Source organism: Streptomyces hoynatensis, assembly GCF_003626535.1.
In the GTDB taxonomy this organism is placed as follows: Bacteria; Actinomycetota; Actinomycetes; order Streptomycetales; family Streptomycetaceae; genus Streptomyces; species Streptomyces hoynatensis.
This window is the reverse complement of sequence record NZ_RBAL01000005.1, coordinates 298,592-317,944: the sequence shown is the minus strand read 5'-3', so window position 1 is coordinate 317,944 and position 19,353 is coordinate 298,592. Positions and strand designations below refer to the sequence as shown.

Here is a 19,353-nt window from a genome sequence, read left to right as displayed (position 1 = left end):
GGGGCCCCCTCCCGGTCCGCCGGCCTTGCCTTCCTCGGTGCATACTCGGTATACATACTCGGTATGTCGATCCGCTACGGGCTCCTCGCCCTTCTTGAGACAGGGCCGCGCTACGGCTCGCAGCTCCGCACCGAGTTCGAGTCGCGCACCGGGGCCACCTGGCCGCTCAACATCGGCCAGGTCTACACCACCCTCAGCCGCCTGGAACGGGACGGGCTGATCGTTCCCGAGGGCGGCGGCGACGCCAAGCAGCAGCTCTACGCGATCACCGGCACGGGCCGCAGGGAACTCGCCGACTGGTACGCGCGGCCCGTCGACCGTACCCAGCCCGCCCGCGACGAGCTCGCCATCAAGCTCGCCCTCGCCGTCGGGACCCCGGGAGTCGACGTCCGGGCCATCATCCAGGCGCAACGGGCCCACACCCTCAAGGCGATGCAGGACTACACCAGGCTCAAGGCCCGCGCCCTGGCCGCGGGGCCCGACTCGCAGGAGGAGATGGCCTGGCTGCTCGTCGTCGAGCAGCTGATCTTCGCCGCCGAGGCCGAGGTGCGCTGGCTCGACCACTGCGAGTCCCGCCTGCTCAGGTTCGCCGCCGACCGGGCCGCGGCCTCCCCCGCCGCGGAACGGGACACCCCGGGCGCGCCGGACCCCGAGCGGGAGGCGCCGCTTCCCCGGGCCGCCGCCGAGACGCCCGGCGGTGCGGCGTGAGGGCCCGGGCCGCGGACCGCGGCACCGGGCAGGCCGGATCCGAGCAGCCCGTCCTGCGCCTGGACCGGCTCGGCCGGGTGCACGGCTCGGGGCCGACCGCGGTGCACGCGCTGCGCGAGGTCGACCTGACCGTCCACGCGGGCGAGTTCGTCGCCGTCATGGGCCCCTCGGGCTCGGGCAAGTCGACCCTGCTCACCCTCGCCGGCGGCCTGGACAGCGCCACCGAGGGCCGGGTGCTCGTCGAGGGGCGCGACCTCGCCGGCCTCGGCAGGGCCGAACTCGCCAGGGTCCGGCGCACCAGCGTCGGCTACGTCTTCCAGGACTACAACCTGATCCCCGCGCTCACCGCCGCGGAGAACATCGCCCTCCCCCGCGAACTCGACGGCGCCTCCCGCAGGTCGGCCCGCCGCGAGGCGCTCGACGCGCTCGGCGAGATGAACCTCGCCGAACTCGCCGACCGCTTCCCCGACGAGCTCTCCGGCGGCCAGCAGCAGCGGGTGGCCATCGCCCGCGCCCTCGTCGGGGACCGCCGGCTCGTGCTCGCCGACGAACCGACCGGCGCGCTCGACTCCGAGTCCGGGGAGGCCGTGCTCGTGCTGCTGCGCCGGCGCTGCGACGAGGGCGCGGCCGCCGTCATGGTCACCCACGAGGCCAGGCTCGCGGCCTGGGCGGACCGGGTGATCTTCCTGCGCGACGGCCGGATCGTGGACGAGTCCGCCGCGGGCAACCCGGAGTCCCTGCTGGCCGGCGGGGGTGCGCGGTGAGCCGGCGCGGCCCCAGGTGGCGCGCCGGCTGGCGGCTGGCCCTGCGCCTCGCCTGGCGGGACGCCCGGCGCGCCAAGGGCCGCAGCGCCCTGGTCGTCGCCATGATCGCGCTGCCCATCCTCGGCGTCACCGCGGCCGACCTCGCCTTCCGCAGCGGGCAGTTGTCCGAGGCCCAGCAGCTGACCCGCGAGCTGGGCCGGGCCGACGCGCGGTACCACGTCCACACCCAGGGCTCCCCCATGGAGCAGTCGCGGACGGGCGACGAGTACACCTACCTGGCGGGCGGGGAGGACGACTTCACCAGCGACTCCAGGACCCCCGCCGAGATCGAGCGGCAGGTGCGCGCCGTGCTGCCCGAGGGCGCGGTCCTGGTGCCCGACTGGATGACCCGGCACGTCGTCTCCACGCGCACCGGGCAGCTGAAGACCGAGGTCAGGGAGCTGGACGGCACCGACCCCGTCACCGAGGGCATGCTCACGCTGCTGCGCGGCCACTACCCGGAGCGCGCGGGCGAGGTCGCCGCCACCCAGGCGTTCCTGGACGAGAGCGGCCTGTTCGTGGGCTCGAAGCTGCGCTTCCGCGGCCTCGACGAGGAGTTCGTCGTCACCGGCGCCTACGAGCTGCCCGACGACCTCGGCGAGACGCAGGTCCTCGCCCCGCCAGGCACCGTGCTGCCGCGGATCGGCACCGAGAGCGACTGGTACCTGCCGCCCGCGAGCTACCTGGTGACCCTGCCCGCCGGGGAGGGCACCGCCGGGGGCGTCGGCTGGGACCTGGTCCAGGAGGCCAACGCGCACGGCATGATCGTGGACTCCCGCGCGGTGCTCCTGGAGAGCGGGGGGTCCGCAGGCCGGGAGACGCAGACCACGGTGGTCGCCGGCGGCGTCAGCGCCGGGGCCCTGGTGGTGCTGGAGATCTGCCTGCTCGCCGGGCCCGCCTTCGCGGTCGGCGCGCGGCGCTCCAGGCGGCAGCTCGGCCTCATCGGCGCCAACGGCGGCGACCGCAGGCAGCTGCGGGCCGTCACCCTCGCCGGGGGCGTGGTGCTGGGCGCGGTGGCCGCGGCGGTCGGCCTGGCCGTCGGCATCGCCCTCACCTTCGCCGGCCGGCCCCTGATCGAGCACGCCGCGGGCAGCCGCTTCGGGCCCTGGGACTTCCGTCTGCCGGAACTGGCCGCGATCGCGGCACTCAGCGTCCTGACCGGGCTGCTCGCGGCCATGCTGCCGGCCTTCGCCGCGGCGCGCGCCGACGTGCTCACCTCGCTCACCGGCCGCCGGGGCGTGCGGCGTTCCGGGCGGGCGCTGCCCCTGCTCGGCGGGTGCGGACTGCTCCTGGGGACGGCCCTCGCGCTCTTCGGCGGCCTCGCCGTGGACGACTCCCGCGTGACGGCGGCGGGCGCGATCACGGCCGAACTCGGCCTCGTCGCCCTCACCCCGCTGCTGGTGGGCGGCGCCGGCCGGCTGGCGCGCCTGCTCCCCCTGCCGGGGCGGCTGGCGCTGCGCGACGCCGCGCGCAACCGCGGCCGCACCGCCCCGGCGGTGGCCGCCGTCCTCGCCGCCGTCGCCGGCTCGGTCACGATCGCCACCTACGCGGTCGGCGACGAGGCCAAGCAGCGCGCCGAGTACCAGGCGGCCCTGCCCGACGGCTGGGTGTCGGTCAGCGCCATGGAACGGGACCAGCGGGAGCTGCTGCCCCAGGCCGTCCGGGTGGCGGAGCGCGAACTCCCCGTCGCGGAACGGGCCGAGCTGGGGGGCGTGCTGCCCGGCGGCGCCGACTGCGACCCGTACGCCGACGACTGCGGGTCGGCCGGCCTCTCCATACCCGAGGAGAACCGGTGCGCCCTCACCTACGGGGACGCGATGGCGCTGTCCGCCGCGGAGCGGCGCGAGTGGTCCGAGGACCCGCGCTGCACCGACGACCCTTCACAAGGGCAGGGCCTGACGAGCTCCGACATGGCCGGTTCGCCCGCCCTCGGCGTCGGCGGGCCGGAGATCCTCGACCTCCTCGGCATCGGGGACCGCGAGGCGCGCGCCGCGCTTGAGGCGGGCGAGGTCCTGGTCTTCAACCCGGCGCTGCTGGACGAGGGGCCGGACGGCGAGCCGGCGATCACGCTGCTGGAGACGCTGCCCGGGCACGAGTACGGCGACGGCACGCCCGAGGAGGAGGCCGACCGCACCCTCGGCTTCCCCGCCCACCTGGTCGAGGGCGAATCCTGGGGACTCCCCGCCCTGATCAGCCCGGAGGCCGCGGAGCGCGCGGGTCTGGCCACCGGCGTCCACAGCGTGTACTGGACGACGAGCCGCCCGCCGACCGACGGCGAACGGCAGGCCTTCGACGCGGCCCTGGACCGGCTGGGCTCCCCGCCCTACGGCTACGTCGAGAGCGGCTACCAGGGCTCGGACGACGCCGGCCTGCTGATCCTGACGCTCGCCGCGATGGTCATCACGCTGGGCGCGGCCGGGATCGCCACCGGGCTCGCCCAGGCCGACGCGGAGGAGGACCTCGCCACCCTGGCCGCCGTGGGCGCCGCCCCGCGGCTGCGCCGCGCGCTCTCCGGCCTCCAGTGCGGGCTGATCGCGCTGCTCGGCGTGCTGTTGGGGACGGTCTCCGGAGTGGTCTCCGGGGTGGCGCTGCGGCTGGCCGCCCACCGCGCCGACCTGGCGGACTGGCAGAAGACGATCGACCAGGGCTGGGAGAGTTCCGCCAGGCCCCGGCTCTTCGTCGGCCTGCCCTGGGAGACGTTCGCTCAGCTGGTCGTCGTGGTGCCGCTGCTCGCCTGCCTGGTGGCCGCGCTGCTGACCCGCTCCCGCGTGCCCCTCGCGCGGCGGGCCGGGTGAGGGCCGTTGCATGATGGGGGTATGACTCAGCCGAGGAATGAACCACCGCAGGAGAACGCCCAGATCCTGGTCGTGGGTCCGGACGGCATGGCCCTCAGCGGTGCCGCGCCGGGGAAGGGGGGCGGCGAGGGCGAGGAGGGCCGTTCCGAGACCCCCGTGACGGAGATGGTGGAGCAGCCGGCGAAGGTCATGCGGATCGGCAGCATGATCAAGCAGCTGCTCGAGGAGGTGAAGGCCGCTCCACTGGACGAGGCCAGCCGGGCGAGGCTCAAGGAGATCCACGCCAGCTCGGTCAAGGAGCTGGAGGAGGGCCTGGCTCCCGAACTGGTCGAGGAGCTGGACCGGCTGTCGCTGCCGTTCACCGACGACAGCGTGCCCACCGAGGCGGAGCTGCGGATCGCCCAGGCGCAGCTCGTCGGCTGGCTGGAGGGCCTCTTCCACGGGATTCAGACGGCGCTCTTCGCCCAGCAGATGGCGGCCCGCGCCCAGTTGGAGCAGATGCGCAGGGCGCTGCCGCCCGGGGCCGTGCCCGAGGAGGCGGAAGCCGGGCAGGAGCCGCGGGGCGCCCGCTCCGGGCCCTACCTGTAGCGAGCCGGGCCGCCGCGCGGCCGCCGGGGCGGGGCGCCCCTCCCGCCCCGCGTCGCCCGGGCCGTGCGGCTCGCGCGGCGTCGCCCGGGCCGTGTCGTTCGCGCCGCGTCGCTCGGGCGGTGCGGCTCGGGCGGTGCGGCTCGGGCCGTGCCGTTCGCGCGGTGCCGTTCGCGACTGCCGCCCGGGCCGCGTCGTTCGCGCGGCGTGCGGAATGCCGACGGGGGCGGCGCCGGAAGGCCGGCGCCGCCCCCGTTCGTCCTGCCGGGCCGGGTGCCCTCCGGCTAGGACCAGCTCATCAGGCGCCTGGGGTGCTCCAGGACCGCCGCCACGTCGGCGAGCACCTTGGAGCCCAACTCCCCGTCCACCAGCCGGTGGTCGAAGGACAGCGCCAGCGTCGTCACGTGCCGCGGCTTCACCTTCCCCTTGTGCACCCAGGGCTGTTCCCTGATGGCGCCGAAGGCGAGAATCGCGGACTCGCCCGGGTTCAGGATCGGGGTGCCGGTGTCGATGCCGAACACGCCGATGTTGGTGATGGTGACCGTGCCGCCCTGCATGTCGCCCGGCGCCGTCTTGCCCTCCCGGGCGGTGGCGACCAGTTCGCTGAGCGCCCCGGCCAGCTCCGTCAGCGTCTTCGCGCCCGCGTCCTTGATGTTGGGCACGATCAGGCCACGCGGGGTGGCCGCGGCGATGCCGAGGTTGACGTAGTCCTTGTAGACGATCTCCTGGGCCTGCTCGTCCCAGGAGGCGTTGATCTCCGGGTTGCGGCGAATGGCGATCAGCAGCGCCCTGGCCACCAGCAGCAGCGGGTTGATCCGCACCCCGGCCAGGTCCGGGTCCTGCCGCAGCCGCTCGACCAGCCGCACCGTCCTGGTGACGTCCACGGTCACGAACTCCGTGACGTGCGGGGCGGTGAACGCGCTGCCCGCCACCGCCTGCGCGGTCGCCTTGCGCACCCCCTTGATCGGAACCCGCCGCTCCCGCGCGCCCGCGAGAGGCTGCGGCTCCGCCGCGGGGTACTGCCCGGCCGGTGCCGTGGGTGCCGTGGGTGCCGAGGGCGCGGGGGCCTCCGCGGGCGCCGGGGCCGCGGCGGCGCGTACGTCCTCCCTGGTCACCAGGCCGTTCGGCCCGGTGGGGACGATCGCCGCGAGGTCGATGCCGAGGTCCTTGGCGAGCTTGCGCACCGGGGGCTTGGCCAGGGGACGCGGCTCCGCGCCGCCCTGCGCGGGCACCCGGCCCGAGTCCCGAGGTATGACCGGGGCAGGGGCAGGGGCAGGGGCAGGGGCAGGGGCCGGTGCCGGAGCAGGTGCGGGAGCCGGCGCGGCCTGGGAGGCCGGCGCCTGGCCGCCCGCCGGGGCGGCCTGGGACTTGCGCGGGCGGCGTCTGGTCGCGCCGTTGGAGACGCCGTAGCCGACGAGGACCGGCCGGCGGCCCTCGCCGCCGCCCGTCTCCTCCGCGGCGGGCGCCCCGCCGGGCTCCTCGCCCGCCGCCGGGTCGGTGTCCACCGTGATGATCGGGGTGCCCACGTCCACCGTGGCCCCCTCCTCGAAGTGGATCTCGCGCACCTGGCCGTCGTAGGGAATCGGCAGCTCCACCGCGGCCTTGGCGGTCTCGACCTCGACCACCACCTGGCCGTCGGTCACCGTCTCGCCCGGCTTGACGAGCCACTTCAGAATCTCGGCCTCGGTGAGACCCTCGCCGACGTCCGGCATCTTGAACTCGCGGAAGCGCTGTGCTCCAGCAGCCATGGTCACGACTCTCCTCAGCCCCTCGTTCCTCAGTACGCCAAGGCGCGGTCGACGCTGTCCAGCACCCGGTCGAGGCCCGGCAGGTACTCCTCCTCGAGCCGGGCCGGCGGATACGGCGAGTGGAAGCCGCCGACGCGGAGCACGGGGGCCTCAAGGTGGTAGAAACACCGCTCGGTGATGCGGGCGGCGACCTCGGCGCCCGCCCCGAAGTGCACCGGGGCCTCGTGCGCGACGACCAGCCGCCCGGTCTTCTCCACCGACCGCTGCAGGGAGTCGAAGTCGATCGGCGAGACCGACCGCAGGTCGATGACCTCGATGGACACCCCGTCCTCCGCCTGCGCGGCGCCGGCCGCCTGGAGGGCCGTCTTCACCATGGGCCCGTACGCGGCCAGCGTGAGGTCGGTGCCCTCCCTGACCACCTTGGCCGCGTGCAGCGGGCCGGGGATGCCGGAGGGGTCCACCTCGCCCTTGTCCCAGTAACGGGCCTTCGGCTCGAAGAATATGACCGGGTCGTCGCACTCGATGGCCTGCTGGAGCATCCAGTAGGCGTCGGAGGCGTTCGCGGGCGAGACGATCTTCAGGCCCGCCACGTGCGCGAACTGCGCCTCGGGCGACTCGCTGTGGTGCTCGACCGCGCCGATGCCGCCGCCGTAGGGAATCCGGATGACGACCGGCAGCTTCACCTTGCCGAGCGAGCGCATGTGCATCTTCGCCAGCTGGGTCACGATCTGGTCGTACGCGGGGAAGACGAAGCCGTCGAACTGGATCTCCGCCACCGGCCGGTAGCCGCGCAGGGCCAGGCCGATCGCGGTGCCGACGATGCCGGACTCGGCCAGCGGGGTGTCGATGACCCGCTCCTCGCCGAAGTCCTTCTGCAGGCCGTCCGTGATCCGGAAGACGCCGCCGAGCCTGCCGACGTCCTCGCCCATGATCAAGACCTTCGGGTCGTTCTCCAGCGCCTTGCGCAGCGAGGAGTTGAGGGCCTTGGCGATCGCCATCTTTTCCGCAGCCATGATGTCAGTTCCCCTCGTGAGCGGCGTGGTCCGCGAAGGAGGCCAGGTACGCGGCGTACCCGGCGCGCTCCTCGTCGACCAGGCTGTGACCGTCCGCGTAGACGTGCTCGAAGATCGCCATGCCGTCCGGGTCGGGCATGGTCCTGATCACCTCGCGCACCCGCCTGCCCAGGGCGTCGCTCTCCTCCTCGATCGCCGCGTAGAACGCGTCGTCCGCGCCGCCGGTGCGGTCCAGGTAACGCCGCACCCGCAGGATCGGGTCCTTGGCCTCCCACGCCTCCAGCTCCTCCTTGCGGCGGTAGCGGGTCGGGTCGTCGGAGGTAGTGTGCGCGCCCATCCGGTAGGTGAACGCCTCAATCAGGATCGGTCCCTGGCCCGTCCTGGCGTGCTCGGCGGCGGCCTTGGTGACGGCGAGCATCGCCAGCACGTCGTTGCCGTCGACGCGGACGCCGGGGAAGCCGAAGCCCTGGGCGCGCCGGTACAGCGGCACCCGGGTCTGCCGCGCGGTCGGCTCGGAGATCGCCCACTGGTTGTTCTGGCAGATGAAGACCACGGGGGCGTTGTAGACGGCGGCGAACGTGAAGGACTCCGCCACGTCGCCCTGGCTGGAGGCGCCGTCCCCGAAGTACGCGGCGACGGCCATGTCGGCGCCGTCCTTGGCCACGCCCATCGCATAGCCGGCCGCGTGCAGGGTCTGCGAGCCGATCACGATGGTGTACAGGTGGAAGTTGTTGCTGTTGGGGTCCCAACCGCCGTGGTTGACGCCGCGGAACATGCCGAGCAGCAGCGTCGGGTCGACGCCGCGGCACCAGGCCACGCCGTGCTCGCGGTAGGTGGGGAAAACGTAGTCGGTGTCGCGCAGGGCGCGGCCCGAGCCGATCTGGGCGGCCTCCTGCCCCAGGCAGGAGGGCCACAGGCCCAGCTCCCCCTGGCGCTGCAGGGCGGTCGCCTCGGCGTCGAAGCGCCTGGTCAGCACCATGTCGCGGTACAGGCCCCGCAGTTCCTCCGCGGAGACCTCGATCGAATAGTCCGGATGTTCGACCCGCTCGCCCTCTGGGGTCAGCAGTTGCACCATGTCGGGGCCGGCGGCTGACTCCGCGCTCGGCTCCGGCTTGGGGCGTCGTGAGGTCCTGGCGGCCTGCTTGCCGCCACCGGCGTTGCGGCGCGATGTGCTGCGCGCGGCGCTGCTGCTCTCCACGGTCACTCGTGCTCCTCCGTCGGTCCGGCCCCCGGGATCGCCAGGCGGCCAGTGCGGCCCGCCCGGTCCCGAACGGCGCACGCGGGTGGGGTGCGTCGGCGGGGACCGAGCGGTGTCGTGTCCCGTTCTCGTCCCGTTCGACCGCCCAATAAGAGCACGGTATCCAGTGGCTTCACAACCCGTGAGGGCGCCCCTGACCTGCGGATTTACCAGGATGTCCAAGTAGTTGGAGGGGCTGGGGAACGGCACCGGTCCAAGCCTTGCAGGGCTGTGGGACTCCTGCACGTTAACCCCGCCAAGGGGGTTCCGTGAAGGGCTCGGGAGGGGCGTGCAAGGAGCTCCTGTGTGACACTGACGGTGTGCGCGAAGACGGACTTATCCGCGTTTTCCTGGTCGACGACCACGAGGTCGTGCGGCGCGGCGTGCACGAACTGCTCTCGGTGGAACCGGACATCGAGGTGGTCGGCGAGGCGGGCACGGCGGCCGACGCGCGGACGCGGATTCCCGCCGCGCGCCCGGACGTCGCGGTGCTCGACGTCCGGCTGCCCGACGGCAGCGGCGTGGAGGTCTGCCGGGATGTGCGTTCGGCGGACGAGTCCATCCACTGCCTGATGCTGACCTCGTACGCCGACGACGAGGCGCTGTTCGACTCCCTGATGGCCGGGGCCTCCGGCTACGTGCTCAAGGCCATCAGGGGCACGGAGTTGCTCTCCGCGGTGCGGGACGTGGCCGCGGGCAGGTCGCTGCTCGACCCGGAGGCCACCAGCCGGGTGCTGGAACGGCTGCGCGGGGCCGACCGCCCGGGCGGCGGCGAGGCCGGCGACGAGCGGCTGGCCCAACTCACCGACCAGGAACGGCGCATCCTGGCCCTCATCGGCGACGGCCTCACCAACCGGGCGATCGGCGAGGAACTGCACCTGGCCGAGAAGACGATCAAGAACTACGTCTCCAGCCTGCTGTCCAAGCTGGGCATGGAGCGCCGCTCGCAGGCCGCCGCCTACGTGGCGCGCCTTGAGGCCGAGAAGCGCAGGTGACGCGCCGGCCCGAGCCGATCGGGCCGCACCGAACCGAGAGCGGTCACCGGCGCCCGGCCGCGGTACGGCCTCCGGCGCCGCGCCGGGAACCCGCAGGTGGTGAGCGGTGCGGGCCCCCGCGCCGCACCGCCCCCGCACCGGTCAGGCGCCGGCGGCGGCCCGCGCCCTGACCCTGGCGGGGTGGCGCGAGGTGAAGGCGATCGCCGCGCCCAGCCCCACCACGTGTGCGGTGACGCCCGCCGAGGCCGGCGCCCCGGTCGCCTCGCAGCAGGCGAGCGCGGCGCCGATGAAGGTGAAGGCGGCGGCCCAGGCGGCGCTGATCGCCACGTTCGCCCGGAGGAACTCCGGCCGCTCCCACACCTCGGGCGGCGTCTGCCGCTTGGCTATGCCCAGGGTGAAGGGGCGCCCGAGCGCGAGCGTGCCCCAGGCGGTGAGGGCAAGCCAGGCCATCGAGACGACGCCCGACCAGTCCGCGAGCCAGGAGCCCGGGGCGGCGAAGGAGGCCGCGGTCAGCAGGCAGAAATACCCGAGGGTGCTCAAGTCGAGCACCAGCGCCTCCGCGGCCACTCCCGAGCGGCGGTCGAGGGCGAGCAGGCCCAGCGCGGCCGCGAGGGCCGCCGCGGCGGCCCACCGCCAGTCGGTGTCCGACAAGGCGGCAAACACGATCCAGGGGACGAAGCCCCGCAGGTAACTCACGCGAACGGCCCTCTCCGCTCCGGCCGGGCGCCCCGACCTTCCACTTCTGACATGTGGAACATAGAAGGTCCACCCTTGACCTGTCAACAGTGGAGGGTCACAATGGAGACATGAGCCTGCGTCACGCCCTCCTCGGGCTGCTGGTCGACCGCACGGGCAGCGGCTACGACCTGATGAAGCTGTTCGACACCTCCCTGGCCTCGGTCTGGCCCGCCACCCAGAGCCAGGTCTACGGCGAGCTGGCCCAGCTCAACGCCGCGGGGCTGATCGCCGTCGTCTCCGAGGGCCCCCGCGGGCGCAAGGAGTACGGCCTGACCGAGGCCGGCCGCGAGGAGCTGCGCCGCTGGCTGACCGAGGAGCGCCCCCAGCAGCCCCCGCGCAACGAGGCCCTGCTGCGGGTGTTCTTCCTCGGCGTGCTCCCGCCCGAGGAGGCCCTCGCCTGCATGCTGCGCGACGCCGACCTCGCCGCCGAGCGCCGCGACGCCCTGCTGGAGCTGAACGCCTCGGTGCACTGGGGCGACGACCTGCTCTCGGTGAACGGCAGGCTGGTCATGGAGTACGGCCTGCGCCTGAGGACGATGCAGGAGGAGTGGGCCCGCTGGGCGGCCGGCGAGATGGCCGCGGCCAGGGAGCGGGCCGGGGCCGGAGGGCGGGCGGCCGGCGGAGAGGAGCCCATACCCGGGGACCGGGCCATGTCCGGGGCCATATCCGGGGCCATGTCCGGGGACCGCGCCGCATCCGGCGAGGAGGCGACGGCCGGCGAGGAGGCGACGGCCGCGGAGCGGGCCGCGCACCGGGCGGAAAGGGCCGCCGCCGGAGGGGCGCGCGCGGGCAGGGGCTGACGTCCCGGCGACGCCGGGCGGCTCAGTCGCAGAAGGCGTCGCTGACCGCGAGGGCGTGGCGCGTCCACCAGACCACGAGCGCCGCCGCGGCGGGAAACTGCGGGTCGGCCCTGCGGTCCTGCCGCTCGTAGTGCCAGCCCAGCATCCAGAAGTCGTTCAGCCGCTCCCACCACACCCGGCGCACCGCCGCGGCGAGCTCCGTGGGGGAGGCGCCGGCGGCGGTCCGGTAGGCGCGGGCGTAGGCGCGTACCTTCGGCAGGTCCAGGCCCCCGTCGGGCCGCAGGAAGAAGATCGCGGCCGCCCTGACCGCCTCCTCGGCCCGCGGCTGCACGTCGAGCCGGTCCCAGTCCACGATGGCCACTGGCTCCACCGGCCCCTCCGCGCGGTAGAGCAGGTTCAGCGGGTGGAAGTCGCCGTGCACCCAGCCCTCCGCGGGCACCTCCTCCCGCCGCGGGCGCAGGTGGGCGTGCGCGCGCAGCAGCGCCCGCCGCTCCAGCAGCCGGTGCTCGGCCAGCTCGTCGAAGGCGGTGCGGCGCGCGCGGCCGCGCAGCCTGGCGAGCAACTGGTCGATCCTGGCGTCCGTCTCGGCCGGGGCCGCGGCGCGCCGGGAGGCGCGGGGGAACGGGGCACGCCCTATCACCTGTTCGAGCGCCCGGTGCACGCGCCCGAGCAGCGCGCCGAGGCGGCGGCTCTGCGCCCGGCTGAGCTGCCCGCCGTCCCGGTGCCGCCCCTCGACCCAGGGGTGCAGCGCGTAGCAGCGGTCGTCGTGCACGACGACGGTCCGCCCCTCCCGGTCGGCGAGCGGCGGGGCGACCGGCAGGCCCAGCTCGGCCAGCGCCGCGGTGGCCCGGTGCTGCCGCAGCAGCGGCGCCTGGGCCAGCGGGTCGCCGTCGAGGTGGTGCTTGAGGAAGAACTCCCCGCGGGTGGTGGCCACCCGGTAGCCGCGGTTCAGCAGCCCCGTGGTGAGCGCCTCGCAGGCCAGCGGCTCACCGATGCCGTAGCGGCGCAGCAGGTCGGTCAGGGTGCGCTCGGGCAGCCGCATCGTGCCTCATTCGCCCGCGTCGTCCCCGCTGCCGGCGTCGCCCGCGCCCGAGGAGGTGCCGGTCGTGTCGTTGCCGCCCACGCCGCTGCTGGTGCCCCCGACGCCGGAGGAGGTGCCCCCGCTCTCGCCCTCGGCCGTTCCCTCGTCCGTGCCGGAGCTCGTGGAGGTGCCCTCCTCGTCGCCCCCCTCGCCCTCGTCCGTGCCCTCGTCCGCGCCCTCGTCGTCGCCCGGCGGGTCGGTGTCGGTCGGCTCGTCGGCCGGGGTGCTCGGCTGGTCGTCGGGGGGCGGGCTCTGCGAGCCGGTGTCCTCGTCGTCGGTCGGCTCTTCCCACTCGTCGCCCGAGTCCGGCGGGAGGTACTCCTCGTCCGTCTCGGCCGACTCGCCGTCGTCCGTCTCCTCGGGGCTCTGCGCGGTCTGGTCGCCTCCCCGGGTCTCGGTGGAGGTGGGCGACTGGTGCGTCTCCGGCTCGTTGCCGCCCTCCCCGTCGCCCCCGAGGTTGGCGGCGATCAGCACGCCCGCGGCGATCGCCAGCACCGCAAGCACCGCGACGGCCAGCATCCGCGCGCGCCCCCCGCCGCCCGCCCGGGGCGGCTCGGCCGCGGGGCCCGCGCCGGCGTTGCCGAGCAGCAGCGGCTCGGTCATCGGCCCGCCCGGCCGGTGCAGGGCCGTGGTCGCCGCGGGGGTGCCCATCGGGGGCGTGCCGCTCGTGCTCACCGCGCCCGTGCTCCACAGGCCGCCGGTCCGGCCGCCGTGCTCCTCCAGCATGCGCAGCGCGTACTGCACCATGCCGCGCATCTCTTCCGCGGACTGGAACCTGTCGTCCGGGTTCTTGGTGAGGGCGCGCATCACCAGGCCGTCCAGCTCGGGCGGCGCGGTGGGCGAGACCTCGGACGGCGGCCTGGCCTGGTCCTGCACGTGCTGGTACACGACGGAGAGCGGCGTCTCGCCCACGAAGGGCGGGCGCAGCGTCAGCAGCTCGTACAGCAGGCAGCCGACGGCGTACAGGTCGGAGCGGGTGTCCACCGTCTTGCCGAGCGCCTGCTCGGGCGAGAGGTACTGCGGGGTCCCCATGACCATGCCGGTCTGCGTCATCGTCTGGGCCGCGCCGTGCAGGGCCCGGGCGATGCCGAAGTCCATCACCTTGACCGCGCCGGAGTCCGTGATGATCACGTTGGCCGGCTTGATGTCGCGGTGCACGATGCCGTGGTGATGGCTGTAGGCCAGCGCCTCCAGCACGCCGGAGACGATGATCAGGGCCTGCTCGGGCGGCGGCGCCTCGGCGCTGATCAGCAGGTCGCGGATGGTGCGGCCGTGGATCAGCTCCATCACGATGTACGGCATGATCTTGCCGCCGACCTGCTCCTCGCCCGAGTCGTAGACGGCGACGACCGCGTGGTGGTTGAGCCCGGCCACCGACTGGGCCTCGCGGGTGAAGCGGGCCTTGGAGACGGGGTCCTCGGCGAGGTCGGGCCGCAGGAGCTTGACGGCCACCGGCCGCCCCAGCCTGACGTCCTCGGCGGCGAAGACCTCCGCCATGCCGCCGCGCCCGAGGCGTCGCGTGAGCCGGTAGCGCCCGTCGCCGACGAGGCCGTTGTTGCCCCACATCTCCGGCGTGTCGGGCACCTCGCTGCCGGCCGCCCCGGGCTCGTCGTCGGGGGAGCCCGCGGCGCCTTCGTCCTGTGCCATCAGTCCTCGCCGTGATCGCTGGGTCGCTCGGCCATCAAACCCGTTCCGCCCCCGCGCTGACAAGTTGAGGCCGGGCGGGTGATGTGCCCGGGCTGAGAGTTGACGCGGAAGAGAGCGGCGGAAACGCGGAGTTGGCGGCCCTGGTGTGGTGCCGGCGGAGAGCGTTCCCCCGCAGCGCGGGAAAGGTCAACGCCGCCGATTTTCTCACTCGTAAGAGTAGTGCTGTGGCGCGGGCTCCGGCGCCCGCCGGGGGGCGAGCGGAGACGAACGAGGGCGGCACGCGAGAGGCAGGGGCGGCAGGGGAAGGCGGAGGGGGCAGCGCGGGGCAGGGGGGACCGAGGACGGCCGCGGCAAGCCGCGGGCGGCCGATCCGACCTCCGCGGGGAACCGGCGGGCAGCCGAGGGGAACCGACGGGAACGCGCCGGTCATCGACGGGAAACCGCCGGGGGAGAGCAGGCCGGGGCCGTGGGCGGAAGCGGGCGGCGGGCGGCGGTGGGGCCGCGGGAAGCGAGCCGGACGGGGGCCGTCCTGAGCCCTGGGGAAGCCACAGGGGCGGGGCGGGACGAGGCCGCTGGGGAGGGAGCCGCGGCCGGGAGGGCGGCCCGGCCCGGCGGGTGCCCGAGGGCGTTACCGCGCCAGCGGGAAACTCGCGAGGATGCGTTCGGCCAGGGCCTGGTCGCCCTCGATCTTCAGCTTGTCGGCGACCTTCTCGAATTTCTTCCCCTTGCCCCGGCCGCAGGCCACTCGGGAAAAGGTCTCCCAATCGGTGGTGAAGGTGACGATCGGGCCGAGTGAGGGGCTGCTGTCGACCGTTCCGTTTCCGTTCTCGTCCACGCGGACGGTGCGCAGGAATTCGATCGGGCCGTTCACGTCGAAGACGACGGCCGACTTCTTCGGCGCGCCCGCGTCCTCGGCGATCGTCTTCGGCAGGCGCCGGAGGATGACCTCGGCCGCGATCCGGGCCGCGGGGGAGTCCACGTTCCCCGGCCGGCCCAGGGCGCGGCGGATGTCCTGCTCGCTGAGCCACACGCTGAGCACCCGCTGGGCCAGGAACGATTCGAGGGAGAGCTTGCCAAGCAGCGGGTGGGAGACCTGGTCCTCGGGCTTGCGCCGCTCGTTGCGCAGCTGCCGGGCCCGGCGGATGATCGTGTACTCCAGCTCGCTGGTCATCTCGGGGCCCGTGTGGTGCCGCCTGACGTCGACCTGCACCTCCAGGTAGCGGGTCGGCTCGTCCACGACGTGGTAGAGGTCGCGCGGCAGCGTGTGGATGGGGCGCGGATCGCCGAGCGCCTCGCACTCGCCGCCGATCACGTGGGAGACGACGTCGCGCACGGACCAGCCGGGCAGCTCGGAGGGGCGGTTCCACTCACCCTCAACCAGCGAGGAGACGAGCTCGGATATCGCCTCGATGGACTGGGTCCAGGCATCGATATACGGCTGAAGGCTCGGCTGCACGGTCACGGGACCCCTCGTGGCGGTTCGTCGCTGGGCTGGGTGTTCACACGGTACGCTGCGCGGGCGCGGCCGGTGAATGCTTTCTGGTGTACGAATCCTAGGGCGCCCGCGCGGCATCGAGCCAAACGGAGCGACGACCGTGGGGGCCGGGCGGCATCGCAGTGCAGTACGGCGCCGCCCGGCCCGTGACTCCCATCGTTACGGCCCGATTTCACGACTGTGTGACAGAGCGTCGGCAAGGGTGCGACGGCCCGCCGCGCGCCGGGGCACGGGCCACCGCGCGGCACCCGCCGGGGCGTTCGCCGGCGGCGGTACGCGGGGGCGTGCGCCCCGGCCTACGTCAGGCGGCGGGGGTGAGGAACGCCGCCATCGCCTGGGCGAGGAGGAAGGGGTCGCGCGCCCCGCACAACTCCCGGGCGGAGTGCATGGACAGGATCGGGATGCCCACGTCGACGGTCCTGATGCCGTGCCTGGCCGCGGTCAGCGGGCCGATGGTGGTGCCGCAGGGGACCGCGTTGTTCGAGACGAACACCTGCCAGGGGACGCCGGCCCGCTCGCAGGCCTCCGCGAACAGGCCGCGCCCGGCGCCGTCGGTGGCGTAGCGCTGGTTGACGTTCACCTTGAGGATCGGGCCGCCGCCCGCCATGGGCCGGTGGTCGGGGTCGTGCCGCTCGGGGTAGTTGGGGTGCACCGCGTGCCCGGTGTCCGAGGACAGGCAGCAGGAGGCGGCCAGCGCCCTGGCCTCCTCCTCCCAGCCGCCGCCGCGCGCGAGCACCGAGCGGCGCAACACGTTGCCGAGCAGGGGGCTTTCGGCGCCGGTGTCGGAGGTGCTGCCGTTCTCCTCGTGGTCGAAGGCCGCGAGCACCGGAACGCAGGGCAGCTCGCGCCGGGCCGAGGCCGCGGCCAGGGCGGCGACCCCCGCGTGCACCGACACCAGGTTGTCCAGGCGCGGGCCGGCGAGGAGTTCGCGGTCCTTGCCCAGGTAGGCGGGGGGTTCCACGCTGTGCGCCATCAGGTCGAAGCCGACCACCTCGGCGGCGGGCAGCCCGGCCTCCGCGGCCAGGAACTCGATCAACTCCCCCTCCCGGGGCCGGCCGATGCCCCACAGCGGGGTCATGTGCTGCTGCCGGTCCAGCTTCAGCCCGTCGTTGACCTGCCGGTCGAGGTGGATGGCGAGTTGCGGGACGCGCAGCAGCGGCCGGTCCACGGCGACCAGGGCCGTCTCGCCGCCGCGCAGCACGAGCCGCCCGGAGAGCCCGAGGTCGCGGTCGAGCCAGGTGTTCAGCAGGGTGCCGCCGTAGATCTCCACGGCGAGCTGCTTCCAGCCGAAGCGGCCGGTGTCGGGCACCGGCTTGACGCGCAGGTTGGGGGAGTCGGTGTGCGCCCCTACGATGCGGAACGGGCTCGCCGGGGTGGCGTTCTCCGGCACGTACCAGGCGATCAGGGCGCCGCCCCGCAGCACGTACCGCCCCCCGGACTTCCCGTCCCACGGCGCGGTCTCCTCGACCTGCCTGAACCCGGCCTTCTCCAGCCGCTGCGCGGCGACGGCCACCGCGTGGTACGGCGAGGGCGAGGCGGCGAGGTACCCCAGCAGATCGTCGGTGTGGGCGCCGTCGAAGGGTGCGTTCATAGTCCTCAGCATACGAACGGGGTGGCGGGGGCGGCGGCGCGGGAGCGGGGCGGCCTCATCCGGCGAGCCGGTGCTCCCACGCCCAGGCGGCGACCTCGACCCGGTTCCTGAGGCCGAGCTTCGCCTGGACGTGGGAGAGGTGGCTCTTGACGGTGCTGAGGGAGAGGAACAGGTCGTCGGCGATCTCCTGGTTGGTGCGGCCCCTGGCCAGGGCGCGGACGACCTCCGTCTCCCGTTCGGTGAGGGGTACGGGGGCGCGCGGGGGCGCCGCGGGAGCGAGGTGCGCGAGGAGGCGCACGGTGACGGAGGGCGAGATCAGCGCGTCGCCGCTGCGGGCCGCCCGCACCGCCTCCACGAGCAGGGCGGGCCCGGCGTCCTTGAGGACGAAGCCGACGGCGCCGGCGCGCAGCGCGCCGTACACGTACTCGTCCAGGTCGAAGGTGGTGACGACGACCACCCGCAGCGGGTCGGGCCCGGCGGTCAGGGCGCGGGTGACCTCGATGCCGTCGAGCCGGGGCATCCTGATGTCCGCCAGCGTCACGTCCGGGCGCAGGCGCCTGGCGAGTTCGACGGCCTCGGCGCCGTCCGCGGCCTCGCCGACCACCGTGATGTCGGGCTGGTCCTCCAGGATCATCCGCAGCCCGCCGCGCACCATCGCCTGGTCGTCGGCGAGCAGCACCCGAATACTCATGCCCCCTCCTCTCGGGGTGCGCCGGGCGCCGCGCCGTCCGCGGCCTCCGGGGCCGGGGCGGACGGCGATGCCGGCGGGGGCGCGGACGGCGAGGGGGACGCGGACGGCGAGGGGGACGCGGACGGCGGCGGGGGCGCGGACGGCGGCGGGGAGGAGGGCGCGGGGGACGACGGCGTGCGGGGGGCGGGCAGGGTGGCGCGCACCGACCAGCCGGCGCGGGGGCGCGGGCCCGCCGTGAGGGTGCCGCCGAGCGCCTCGACGCGCTCGCGCATGCCGATCAGCCCGAATCCGCCCGGGGAGGCAAGCCCGGGCGCGAACCCGGGCGCGGGCGCCGGCGCGTCGTCGGTGACCTCGACGGCGAGGGTGCGCCGGTCCTGGGTGAGGGTGACGGTGACCTCCCGGGCGTCCCCGGCATGGCGGGCGACGTTGGTGAGGGCCTCCTGGACGACCCGGTGGACGGTGACGCCGACCTCGGGCGGCCAGGAGGCGGCCGTCGGGGCCGCCGGACCTTCGGGGAGCCGGAGCCGCACGGTGAGACCGCGGTCGGCGAAGCGCGCGGCGAAGCGCCGCACGAGGGCGCCGAGGCCGGCGGGGTCCGCGGGGTCGGCGGGCGGCGCACCCGCGGGTGGCCCGTCGCCGCCGTCCTCCTCCCGCAGCAGGCCGACGACCCGGCGCATGGCGGCGAGCGCCTCGCCGCCCGCGGACTCGATGTCGGCCAGGGCCGGGCCGAGCCGTTCCGGGTGGCGGCGGGCGGTGAGGCGGGCCGCCTGCGTGCTGAGCACGATCCCGGTGAGGTGGTGGGCCGCCGTATCGTGCAACTCCCGTGCCAGGGCCAGGCGTTCGCCGCGCCGGACGGCCGTGGCCGCGGCCAGGCGGCGGGCGTCGGCGACGCGGAGCCACAGCCCGGCGGCCAGGGCCGCGCACCAGCCGAGCGCGAGCAGCCTGGTCGCGGTGTAGGAGTGCGGGGCGCCGCTTTCGAGGAACGTCAGGTAACGCTCCAGGGAGCCGGCCACCACGGCCGCTCCCCCCGCGGCGACGGCCGCCGCCGCGGGAAGGGCCAGGGTGCGCACGCACGAGGCGACGAGCACCAGGAGGCAGAGGGCCGCGGTGACGCCCGGCTGGCCGGGCAGGTCCCAGCTCCGGGCGGCGAGTTCCGCGGCGAGGCAGACGGTGATCGCCGTCGCCGCCGCCCGCCCGCGCCCGCCCGCGCGCAGCAGGGCGGCCAGGCAGACCACGACGCCTGCGGCGAGGTGCGGCAGCCGGTTCTCGTGCCGGGCCGCCGCGGCGCCGGACTCGCAGCAGAGCAGGATCGCGCACAGGAGGGCGAGCCCGGCGTTCGCCGCCACGCCGGGACGCCCGGCGAGACGCCCGGCGAGACGCCACGGGCCGCCCGGGCCGCCCGGCTCATCCGCGCCCCCGGATACGC

At 74.9% G+C, this 19,353-nt stretch carries 16 protein-coding genes; 6 read left to right on the top strand and 10 right to left on the bottom strand.

Translation table 11 applies throughout. The annotated features are described in order from the left end of the window. Nucleotides 1–63 precede the first annotated feature (63 nt). Genes D7294_RS11715 through D7294_RS11700 form a run of 4 tightly spaced genes read left to right on the top strand, consistent with a single transcriptional unit; the run spans nt 64 to nt 4,894 of the window. On the top strand, nt 64–708 hold the full coding sequence (locus D7294_RS11715) for a PadR family transcriptional regulator (RefSeq protein WP_120678475.1): 645 nt from the start codon (nt 64–66) through the stop codon (nt 706–708). Continuing rightward, nucleotides 705–1,472: an ABC transporter ATP-binding protein gene (locus D7294_RS11710; protein WP_120678473.1), complete on the top strand. Its 768-nt coding sequence runs from the start codon at nt 705–707 to the stop codon at nt 1,470–1,472. The genes D7294_RS11715 and D7294_RS11710 overlap by 4 nt, the downstream gene beginning before the upstream one ends. Next, nucleotides 1,469–4,306: an ABC transporter permease family protein gene (locus D7294_RS11705; RefSeq protein ID WP_120678470.1), complete on the top strand. Its 2,838-nt coding sequence runs from the start codon at nt 1,469–1,471 to the stop codon at nt 4,304–4,306. The genes D7294_RS11710 and D7294_RS11705 overlap by 4 nt, the downstream gene beginning before the upstream one ends. 21 nt (nt 4,307–4,327) lie before the next feature. Further along, the gene (locus D7294_RS11700) at nt 4,328–4,894 is read left to right on the top strand and encodes a bacterial proteasome activator family protein (RefSeq protein ID WP_120678468.1); all 567 of its coding nucleotides are present in this window, start codon (nt 4,328–4,330) and stop codon (nt 4,892–4,894) included. Between the two features lie 281 nt (nt 4,895–5,175). Here D7294_RS11700 and D7294_RS11695 read toward each other — a convergent pair whose 3' ends face one another. Genes D7294_RS11695 through pdhA form a run of 3 tightly spaced genes read right to left on the bottom strand, consistent with a single transcriptional unit; the run spans nt 5,176 to nt 8,856 of the window. Next, nucleotides 5,176–6,639 (bottom strand): dihydrolipoamide acetyltransferase family protein, encoded by a 1,464-nt coding sequence (locus D7294_RS11695; protein ID WP_120678687.1) that lies wholly within the window; start codon nt 6,637–6,639, stop codon nt 5,176–5,178. A 29-nt stretch (nt 6,640–6,668) separates the two neighbouring features. Beyond that, entirely contained in the window at nt 6,669–7,652 is a 984-nt protein-coding gene (locus tag D7294_RS11690; RefSeq protein ID WP_120678466.1) for an alpha-ketoacid dehydrogenase subunit beta, read from the bottom strand. Nucleotides 7,653–7,656: 4 nt separating this feature from the next. Beyond that, a complete protein-coding gene (gene pdhA / locus D7294_RS11685) occupies nt 7,657–8,856 on the bottom strand; it encodes a pyruvate dehydrogenase (acetyl-transferring) E1 component subunit alpha (RefSeq protein WP_120678464.1) in 1,200 nt (399 codons plus the stop codon). Nucleotides 8,857–9,209: 353 nt separating this feature from the next. Between pdhA and D7294_RS11680 the strand changes: the two genes are divergently transcribed. Further along, nucleotides 9,210–9,884 (top strand): response regulator, encoded by a 675-nt coding sequence (locus D7294_RS11680; RefSeq protein ID WP_120678462.1) that lies wholly within the window; start codon nt 9,210–9,212, stop codon nt 9,882–9,884. A 141-nt stretch (nt 9,885–10,025) separates the two neighbouring features. Here the strand turns inward: D7294_RS11680 and D7294_RS31565 are convergent, their stop codons facing one another. Continuing rightward, a complete protein-coding gene (locus tag D7294_RS31565) occupies nt 10,026–10,580 on the bottom strand; it encodes a hypothetical protein (protein WP_147450821.1) in 555 nt (184 codons plus the stop codon). 110 nt (nt 10,581–10,690) lie between these two features. On the opposite strand from D7294_RS31565, the gene D7294_RS11665 reads away from it, so the two are divergent. Next, nucleotides 10,691–11,422 carry a PadR family transcriptional regulator gene (locus D7294_RS11665; RefSeq protein WP_120678457.1) on the top strand — a complete coding sequence of 244 codons (732 nt, stop codon included), beginning with the start codon at nt 10,691–10,693 and terminating at the stop codon, nt 11,420–11,422. A gap of 22 nt (nt 11,423–11,444) precedes the next feature. Here D7294_RS11665 and D7294_RS11660 read toward each other — a convergent pair whose 3' ends face one another. The 6 genes from D7294_RS11660 to D7294_RS11635 form a co-directional block, all read right to left on the bottom strand. Further along, complete coding sequence (locus D7294_RS11660; protein ID WP_120678455.1) at nt 11,445–12,464, bottom strand: phosphotransferase; 1,020 nt, start codon at nt 12,462–12,464, stop codon at nt 11,445–11,447. Nucleotides 12,465–12,470: 6 nt separating this feature from the next. After that, nucleotides 12,471–14,150 carry a protein kinase domain-containing protein gene (locus D7294_RS11655; protein ID WP_120678453.1) on the bottom strand — a complete coding sequence of 560 codons (1,680 nt, stop codon included), beginning with the start codon at nt 14,148–14,150 and terminating at the stop codon, nt 12,471–12,473. Nucleotides 14,151–14,778: 628 nt separating this feature from the next. Then, a complete protein-coding gene (locus D7294_RS11650) occupies nt 14,779–15,612 on the bottom strand; it encodes a maleylpyruvate isomerase family mycothiol-dependent enzyme (protein WP_120678451.1) in 834 nt (277 codons plus the stop codon). A gap of 334 nt (nt 15,613–15,946) precedes the next feature. Beyond that, complete coding sequence (locus D7294_RS11645; protein ID WP_120678449.1) at nt 15,947–17,236, bottom strand: M18 family aminopeptidase; 1,290 nt, start codon at nt 17,234–17,236, stop codon at nt 15,947–15,949. A 55-nt stretch (nt 17,237–17,291) separates the two neighbouring features. Beyond that, a complete protein-coding gene (locus D7294_RS11640) occupies nt 17,292–17,927 on the bottom strand; it encodes a response regulator (RefSeq protein ID WP_120678447.1) in 636 nt (211 codons plus the stop codon). Continuing rightward, entirely contained in the window at nt 17,924–19,273 is a 1,350-nt protein-coding gene (locus D7294_RS11635) for a sensor histidine kinase (RefSeq protein WP_120678685.1), read from the bottom strand. The genes D7294_RS11640 and D7294_RS11635 overlap by 4 nt, the downstream gene beginning before the upstream one ends. Nucleotides 19,274–19,353 lie beyond the last annotated feature (80 nt).

Bases quoted from the DNA above. Each gene is read 5' to 3' on its own strand.
- D7294_RS11715 (WP_120678475.1), top strand. From the start codon at position 64: ATGTCGATCCGCTACGGGCTCCTCGCCCTTCTTGAGACAGGGCCGCGC.
- D7294_RS11700 (WP_120678468.1), top strand. From the start codon at position 4,328: ATGACTCAGCCGAGGAATGAACCACCGCAGGAGAACGCCCAGATCCTG.
- D7294_RS11695 (WP_120678687.1), bottom strand. From the start codon at position 6,639: ATGGCTGCTGGAGCACAGCGCTTCCGCGAGTTCAAGATGCCGGACGTC.
- D7294_RS11690 (WP_120678466.1), bottom strand. From the start codon at position 7,652: ATGGCTGCGGAAAAGATGGCGATCGCCAAGGCCCTCAACTCCTCGCTG.
- D7294_RS11665 (WP_120678457.1), top strand. From the start codon at position 10,691: ATGAGCCTGCGTCACGCCCTCCTCGGGCTGCTGGTCGACCGCACGGGC.
- D7294_RS11660 (WP_120678455.1), bottom strand. From the start codon at position 12,464: ATGCGGCTGCCCGAGCGCACCCTGACCGACCTGCTGCGCCGCTACGGC.
- D7294_RS11655 (WP_120678453.1), bottom strand. From the start codon at position 14,150: ATGGCACAGGACGAAGGCGCCGCGGGCTCCCCCGACGACGAGCCCGGG.
- D7294_RS11645 (WP_120678449.1), bottom strand. From the start codon at position 17,236: ATGAACGCACCCTTCGACGGCGCCCACACCGACGATCTGCTGGGGTAC.
- D7294_RS11640 (WP_120678447.1), bottom strand. From the start codon at position 17,927: ATGAGTATTCGGGTGCTGCTCGCCGACGACCAGGCGATGGTGCGCGGC.